The organism is Rhodococcus sp. UFZ-B548, assembly GCF_903819475.1.
Classification (GTDB): Bacteria; Actinomycetota; Actinomycetes; order Mycobacteriales; family Mycobacteriaceae; genus Rhodococcus_F; species Rhodococcus_F erythropolis.
The window spans coordinates 118,489-125,878 of the sequence record NZ_CAIJDS010000003.1 but is presented as its reverse complement, the minus strand read 5'-3'; the positions used below and the strand labels follow the sequence as shown (position 1 = coordinate 125,878).

Sequence of the window (7,390 nt, the reverse complement as noted above, 5' to 3'; positions counted from 1 at the left end):
CAGGGTGATGGACCCCGGGTGGGTCCGGACGAGGGGAAAACGTTGAAACTGCGAACCAGACGCGTGTTTACCGGATCGATGCTGACTGCTGCTGCACTGACTGCCGCACTTCTCTCCGGGTGGACTGCACAAGCAGATCCCGCATATCCGGCACCGGACCCTGACCCGTTCTATTCGCAAGCAGCGGCCGAAGGGACCGCCGGCACGCCGATCTCCGTGCGCCGGGCCCCTGACCTGATGACTTTCCCTGGTGTCGCGATCTGGCAGGTCAGTTATCGGTCCACGAACTCCGAGAACAAGCCGATCGCCGCGGTCAGCACGATTCTGGTCCCGCCGAATCAAGCGCAAGACGGCCCGTTGCTCTCCTATCAGCACATCGTCAACGCACTCGGAACGGGATGTGCGCCATCTCGCGCGCTTTACGCATCGGATCCCAACATCGTCATCCGTGAAGCGCCCATCCTCAACGTCGCGCTTCAACGTGGATGGACCATTGCCCTTCCCGACCATCTCGGACCCAACAGCGCCTACGGCGCCGCGCGCCTGGGCGGACAGATCACGCTCGACGGTATCCGCGCCGTTCAGAAAATCTCCGAATTGCGTAGTGGCGCCAGCCCAGTCGGTATTGCCGGTTACTCCGGCGGCGGCATGGCCACCGCGTGGGCGGCCGCACTGGCCCCGAGCTACGCACCCGAGGTCAACCTCGTCGGTGTAGCCGAGGGCGGCGTTCCGATGAATCTGTCCAAGATGGCCAACGGCCTCGGACAGGATCCGCACCCGGCATTCGGCCTCGCGTTCGCCGCAGCAATGGGCCTCGAACGCGAGTACCCCGATCTTCTTCCGCTGAGTAATCAACTCAACGACCTCGGTCGGTCGATGCGGACCGAACTCACCAACGCGTGCACCAACGACATCCTGAGAGTTGGCGCAGGACGCAGCGCTTCCCAGGTGTCGACGTCGACTTCCCTGTTGTCCAGCCCCGAAGTGCGAAAGGTTATGGACGACAACAGCGTCGAACTCTATCCGGGTGTGCCGACTGCCCCGGTATTCGAATGGCACACCCCCGACGACGTCCTTATCCCCATCGATTCGGTGGTCAACACGATTTCTCGGTACTGCGCCGCCGGAGCCACGGTTCAATCTCAGCTGTTCCCCAGCCCGGACCACCTCACCACTGCGGTCCTCGGCCTGCCCACCGCGTTCGAGTACCTGCAGGACCGGTTCGACGGAGTGCCGGCCCCGCGTTCGTGCTGAATGTCTCCGGAGTGATGTATCGAGCAGGCGCGGCACATGGCCAACTCGGTGTGCCCGTGGCATCGTTGATCGTATGAGCGACACGGATGACACCGGCGCGGCCGGCAATGGCGATTACAGTCTCGATCCCGACGACCAGCTTCAACCCGAAGACACCCTGATCGATCGAGGCGTGGACGACATTCTCGACGAGGGAATCTCACCACCGGAACGCCCATTGGGCCTGGACGCTCACGGGTTGACCGGCAGTGAAGAATCGGCGGGGGAGACCCTCGACGAGCGCCTGGCCGAGGAAGAACCTGATCCGTACGCGTCACTGGGAGATCCCCTGAAGGATCCGGCAGATGCCGACGAATTCGAACGGGAAGAAGAATTCCCGAACGGTGACGAAGTCGGAAATCGCCGCGTCGGGCGTCTCGTTGCCGAAGACGAGGGCCGATACGAGGACGAGGAAAGCGAACTCATTGCCGGAGACGTCGGAATCGACGGCGGCGCAGCGTCGGCGGAGGAAGCCGCGATGCATCTGATCGAAGAATCAGACGACTGACCGACCGCCTGACTGTTGTGGCTGTTGATCGGTGAGAACGATGGAGTGGACGTGATTTCCACCCATCCTCTTGCTTTCGTACATCGCCGAATCGGCTAGGCGATGTAGATCGTGAACGCCACTTTCTGCTGCTTGCACGTCTGGCCAGCCGCCGTTGTGTATGGCTATGCCGATGCTTGTCGTCGAGAGTGGTTCGCCCGTAGGGGAGTTCATGATGGGGGCGATCCGTGCGAGCAAGTCGCCGACGTACGGCAACGGCATGATCTGAACGACGACGAACTCGTCACCGCCGATACGAGCGATCGCTGCGTCCGATCTGGCCCAGTCGTGGAGTCGATACGCCGTGCGCAGGATGACGCGGTCGCCGACGTCGTGACCGTAGGTGTCGTTGAAGTGTTTGAAATTGTCGATGTCGATCACCACCACCAGCAAGGACTGGTCGAGGCTGGATTTCGCTTGCAGGAGTTCGGAAGTCCGCCGTGAGAGTCCGCGCCGATTCAGCAGGTCCGTCAACGGATCGAGTTCGGAGCTTTGAGCGTCGTTGCTCAGGAGCGCCAGAGCAATCTGCGTGACGACCGGTATGACGGTGATGACAGGGATGGCAAAGGCAATGCGTCCCAGGACGTCTGACAGGCCGGAAGGTACATCGGTGAACACGCCAATGCTGGCGATAACGATGACCGCCCCGGAAAACAGCAGGTGCCACAGCTGCGCTCGAAGATTGTGAAAGAACGCTATGTACGAGCCGACGAGTCCGAAGACGAGGCACCCCAGCAGCCTTTGATCCGGATTGGCCTCCGCCAGCACGATCACCGCGACAGCGAGGTCGCCCGCGATGACGAAAAGGTACGACCGTTCCCGGGTCGTCGCGGTGAACGGCAGCGCTGTTCCGCCGATCATCACGAGCACTGCGATGACGACGTCCAACGGAAATCCGATGGTCTGTACCGAATGGGTGCCCAGTCGCTTCAGCAGAATCGTGACTCCCAGGAGGAAAACCAATATGCCGATGCCTATCCGAGTCGGCATCAGAATTCCGTTGTCGCGCAAGAATCGCGTGAATCGGTCGAACTGGTCTGGCACTGCAAGCCAGCGGTGCACGGCCTTGGGTGTGTCACTCATCGCGGCCACTGATCATTCGAAGCGGCCGGTCGAAATAAAACACATGCGGCGATAGTAGTCCGTGGCGATGACAATGGAACTGCACCCGCTCGCAGCCTGTCGTCCCCAATACGTCACAGTGACGAATTGGGGCGGGATGGCTGGGAGTGGGCGAGACTCATCCATCAACATCAACCCGCGTCAGGCGGCCTGCCGCGCGGCCTGGACACCTGAGCGGCAGGGCGGCTCGGTGGCCGGCCGGGGTCGGACGGCGATCGACGATTGATTGTCCGACGACGGGCACGCCAAGATGATCAGCTCACACAATGCGTCCAGCGGTCCAGGGTGGAAGCACGCGAATGGTCGACAGATACATCTACGGATCGACGACGCAGGAAACGGATCAGGAGCCGATATCGCCAGGTCGACAATTTGCCGATAATCTACATTATGTCAAGTAATGGGTATTCGGACGTCCCCCGTCAGCCTGTCCGCTAGCTTTGCTCACATGGATTCCGTTGCACTCGTCCTCGGTTCACCACGTGGCCGTCGCTTCTGTGCGAACGTCGGGCACGCGTGCCGCGCCAGCGCACGCACATCCGGTGGACACTGGCCTCAATCGCCGGAACATGCGCTCGAAGTTCTCGGCGCTGTTGATATCCGGGCAATCGCCGAGATGTCCGAACTCGAGATTCTGCACTGTCTTGCGTATGCCGTAGATTGCGCACGCTACTGGGAGCCGCCGGACGAAGAAGACCTGATCTTCGTCCGGCCGGATGTCGCAGCGGCGCTGCGACCGATTGCCGGAGCACTACTCGACTCGCCACACGCCGCCTGGTGGACCGAGCCGATCGACCGTCTGAACCAGAATCTGGTTGAAAAGCGAAACCCTATTTACGGCTGGTCGGGCCTACCCCTGCGGATTTACCCCACGAAGGACGGCCTCGAACAGTGGCGCGATGAGGCACTCGATACCGAACGCCGGTTTCTGGAATACCAGATCGAAGATCCGGACCGTAACATCGGAGGCGAATGGTGGTCTACCCCTTTTGCCAACGGCACAACCGAAACAACCAGGGCCCGCGACGGTATCGGGGCCCTCGGGGTGTTTCTCGAAGAAGACAGCTCCTCGAACGAGGCGCGGGTGCAGCCGGTAAGGATCTACGGCGCGCCCCGCATCTACGAGATCACCGGTCCGCGGGACTGGGCGAATCTGGTCGATACCTATCCCCTGCCAGTGCCCGCTTCACGACGCTCCGTTTGGTACGACACGACCGGTGAATACCGTGACTGGTTCATTCCGGACTGGGTTTCGGTCGCCGCAGATTACGACGCCGTCCACCTGACCTTGATGGCTTATCTGACCACGCCAGGCATCGCGATCCCGTTGTCGGCCAACTCGGGGGCCACCGTGCTCGCCGGGTGGGATCCGGACGCCACATTCTGGCTACGAAGCAACAACATCACCGTCGAGGGCGAGCCACCAAGCCGACGCTCAGCGGCGCAGAATTCAGCAGGTGCGCCCGTACGGCCAGCCACCGTGCAGTGTCCTCGATCCCCTGTTCCAGGGTGAACGTCGGAACCCATCCGAGTAGTCGTAACGCACGATCGTTCGACGCGTAGGCGCCGGCAGTGTCACCGGTGCGTCGGTCGGCAACGACCACGTCGATTTCTTCGCCGAGCACGTTCTCGAATGTGTGTACCAATTCCCACACCGTCGTCCCCCGCCCGCTGCCCAAGTTGACCACAGTCATGCGTGATGAATCAGCGGTGACCCGGTCGAACCTTTCGAGTGCTCGAACATGAGCGTCTGCAAGGTCCCAGACATGAACGTAATCACGCACACCCGATCCGTCGCGCGTCGGCCAATCCGTCCCCGTAATCCTGAAAGGTATTCCTGCCGAATATGATTCGAACAGCTTTCCGAGTGCGTGGGTCGGGCGTGCCGACGCTGTTCCGCTTCGCAGCTCCGGGTCTGCCCCGACAGGGTTGAAGTAGCGTAGAGATATCGCCGATAATCCTGTGGCCGCCACGATGTCGTCAAGCATCGTTTCGAACTGAGCCTTGCTGTGCGCGTAGGGACTCTGCGGTGCGATCCGCCAATGTTCGTCGACACACCCACCGTCGCTCGGCGCGTACACCGCAGCAGAGGAACTGAACAAGAGGCGCTCACACCCGTTCCGAAGGACACTCGATACCAGCGTCAGTGACTTGGATACGTTGTTCTCGTAGTACCGCGCCGGGCTACTCACGGAATCTCCGACCACGATCAAGGCCGCACAGTGAACTGTGGCATCGATATCGGGATGATCTGCGAATATCTTGTCGAGCAGTTTCTCGTCCGCGATGTCGCCGCGGTAGAACGGGAATCTCTGCGCAAATTCGGCACGGCCGGTCAGCAGGTTGTCGAGAATCACGACATCGATCCCGGCGTCGACGCACTTCGACGCCACGGTGCTTCCGATGAATCCCGCTCCGCCGGTGATCAGTACTTTCACGCTGCTCCCCCGGCATCTTCGACGGCAGTCCTCGCACGACGGACGAAGTGGGATACGCGTGCGCGTGCCAAGTCCCATCCACGTAGGTCGCGCCCGTCCCGGATGGAAAGCCGATCACGGTCGAGAAAGAGCGGCACCATGACCAGATCGCGGTAGAGCGAGTGCAGGCGTGGGCGATCGGCCAACCACAGCGTGCATTGCCACCACCAACGCGCCGAGGTGGTCGTCACCCCGGTACTCACTCCGAAGATCGATTCCACCGCAGCCCAGTGGACGTTCACCGCCCGACGGACATCGCGTGGCAATCGGCGTCGCGCGAGCATCGCCGGGAGTGACGGCTCGGAGGTGAACAGGTACCCCACGTCGAAGACGCTGTTCAACGCCAGATCGGCGCGAATCAAGGCGCGATCGGCAAGCCGCGCGTGAGCGATGACATGAAGCGTGACATCGGAAAGGGCAAGCCTGGATCCTTCGGTCTCCGCGCTGAGTCCTCGGACCACGGACTCGCGGGTCAACGCGTGACGGGCGAACCGCGGAAGCAAGTGCGAATGGATTTCGACGGAGCCGTGACGGTCGTCGCGAAGGAGCGCTGGTTCCTGATGATCGTCGTGATCGATGGAATCCCCTGCCACCTCGTCCGCGCGAACCATTCGATAGCCGAAGTCGATGATCGCGTCGTTGGCTGGAACGGCGTGTGCGGGATCTACGACCAAGAGGTCGATGTCCGTCATCCGTCGTGCCGCCGGGTTCGGCCAGATTCTTCGCTCGAGAAGGGCAGCACCTTTCAGCGCGACAGTCGGAAATCCGCTGCTGTGTAACAACTCTTGCAGTTCTACGCGCTGCGCATCGAGGTCCGCGATACGAAGCGCGTTTCGGTGATGGACAAGGCTCAGCGTCAATTCCGGACTCGACGCGCTAGCTGCGGATTCCGACAGCATTTCGGCGAAACTCGCCGGCAGGACCGATGCGAAGCCGGCATCGACTGCGCGGGCGGCCAGCAGCGGCAGCACCTTGTGCCTGGCGGCGACGTCGATGACTCGCGGCCAATCCCGCTGCGAACACGAACGGATGACGTCGGCCCCGTGCTTGGCTTCCAACATCGAAATCAGGTACCGGGTGTCACGCATGACGCCACCAGTTCCTCCACGGTGTCGGCGCCGGTGTCGCCGTGGTGCCGGATCATTCTGTAGCACGGGGCATTCGAGAGCAGGGCAGCGATGTTTCTCAGGGTCAGACCGTGATTGTCGGACCACAACGCGGATTGCTCGGCCAGCGACTGTATCGCCTGGGGTGCGGGCATCGGCGCGATACGAGTAGGACCCCCGTCCCATTTATCGAGAATCAGCACCAGATCGATTCCGCGAACCGCCGAATCGACGTTGGGAGTAGCGGGCAATGTCGACGGGTCCAGTGCCCACACCGAAGGGGTATACGGGAGATACAGCGAATCGTGCGCCTTGATGTCCGGCAGAACGTCGAACGTACCGGCTTTGAGGTGGACCCGGCGCGGCAAGCCCACCGCTTCGGTACCGCGAATGAAGACCCCTTCGTCAGCCCGCAGTTGTGCACCCCGTAAGGCAAGGGCAAGCGCCAAGGTGGTTTTACCCGCCCCGGAGTGCCCGGCGATCGCCACTCTCACACCGTTGCAGTCGACCAGAGCGGCATGCAGGCGTGTCCACAGTTCGTTATCTGCGGCCGTCATGACATCCCGGTGCACAGTGCGGTAAACGTTCTCCGCGAGGTGGAGTCCGTCGAGACCGATCAGCGGTTCCTTTCTGCCTCCGATGCTCGAGTCGATGGTGGCGTCCCAGCGACCGAACGTCGATCGATTCCGCTGAATCCGAACTTCGACGTTGTGGTCCGCGGGCCAGGGGCTGGCAATTCGATGCTCGATGACACCGAGTTCGGGTATGGCAGGGCCGCGCACGATCGCATCAACCCACAGGTAGTGCGTTCGGAATTGTGGTACATGGCTGCCTGTCACGGGATT

7 protein-coding genes are annotated in these 7,390 nt (G+C 61.7%); 3 read left to right on the top strand and 4 right to left on the bottom strand.

What is annotated here, in order from left to right; translation table 11 throughout:
- The first annotated feature begins 78 nt into the window (after positions 1-78).
- Together H7C86_RS05205 and H7C86_RS05200 are read left to right on the top strand one after the other, a co-directional pair.
- A complete protein-coding gene (locus H7C86_RS05205; RefSeq protein ID WP_254664956.1) occupies positions 79-1,254 on the top strand; it encodes a lipase family protein in 1,176 nt (391 codons plus the stop codon).
- 73 nt (positions 1,255-1,327) lie between these two features.
- Positions 1,328-1,801, top strand: a complete 474-nt coding sequence (locus H7C86_RS05200) for a DUF5709 domain-containing protein (RefSeq protein WP_019748468.1) — start codon at positions 1,328-1,330, stop codon at positions 1,799-1,801.
- On the opposite strand, the gene H7C86_RS05195 is transcribed toward H7C86_RS05200, so the two are convergent.
- Complete coding sequence (locus H7C86_RS05195) at positions 1,790-2,923, bottom strand: diguanylate cyclase (RefSeq protein WP_020969633.1); 1,134 nt, start codon at positions 2,921-2,923, stop codon at positions 1,790-1,792. The two genes, H7C86_RS05200 and H7C86_RS05195, sit on opposite strands and share 12 nt — an antisense overlap.
- A 487-nt stretch (positions 2,924-3,410) precedes the next feature.
- Between H7C86_RS05195 and H7C86_RS05190 the strand changes: the two genes are divergently transcribed.
- Positions 3,411-4,475: a hypothetical protein gene (locus tag H7C86_RS05190; protein WP_259349039.1), complete on the top strand. Its 1,065-nt coding sequence runs from the start codon at positions 3,411-3,413 to the stop codon at positions 4,473-4,475.
- On the opposite strand, the gene galE is transcribed toward H7C86_RS05190, so the two are convergent.
- Genes galE through H7C86_RS05175 form a run of 3 tightly spaced genes read right to left on the bottom strand, consistent with a single transcriptional unit; the run spans position 4,366 to position 7,384 of the window.
- Positions 4,366-5,400 carry a UDP-glucose 4-epimerase GalE gene (galE, locus tag H7C86_RS05185; protein ID WP_182261191.1) on the bottom strand — a complete coding sequence of 345 codons (1,035 nt, stop codon included), beginning with the start codon at positions 5,398-5,400 and terminating at the stop codon, positions 4,366-4,368. The genes H7C86_RS05190 and galE overlap by 110 nt on opposite strands.
- The gene (locus H7C86_RS05180) at positions 5,397-6,527 is read right to left on the bottom strand and encodes a nucleotidyltransferase family protein (protein WP_182261190.1); all 1,131 of its coding nucleotides are present in this window, start codon (positions 6,525-6,527) and stop codon (positions 5,397-5,399) included. Before H7C86_RS05180 ends, galE begins: the two co-directional genes overlap by 4 nt.
- Entirely contained in the window at positions 6,506-7,384 is an 879-nt protein-coding gene (locus tag H7C86_RS05175) for a hypothetical protein (RefSeq protein ID WP_235867796.1), read from the bottom strand. The genes H7C86_RS05180 and H7C86_RS05175 overlap by 22 nt, the downstream gene beginning before the upstream one ends.
- Positions 7,385-7,390: the final 6 nt, after the last annotated feature.

What these genes read in the sequence shown, in the direction of transcription:
- H7C86_RS05205 (WP_254664956.1), top strand. Translation starts at nt 79, where the DNA reads ATGCTGACTGCTGCTGCACTGACTGCCGCACTTCTCTCCGGGTGGACT.
- H7C86_RS05200 (WP_019748468.1), top strand. Translation starts at nt 1,328, where the DNA reads ATGAGCGACACGGATGACACCGGCGCGGCCGGCAATGGCGATTACAGT.
- H7C86_RS05195 (WP_020969633.1), bottom strand. Translation starts at nt 2,923, where the DNA reads ATGAGTGACACACCCAAGGCCGTGCACCGCTGGCTTGCAGTGCCAGAC.
- H7C86_RS05190 (WP_259349039.1), top strand. Translation starts at nt 3,411, where the DNA reads ATGGATTCCGTTGCACTCGTCCTCGGTTCACCACGTGGCCGTCGCTTC.
- H7C86_RS05180 (WP_182261190.1), bottom strand. Translation starts at nt 6,527, where the DNA reads ATGCGTGACACCCGGTACCTGATTTCGATGTTGGAAGCCAAGCACGGG.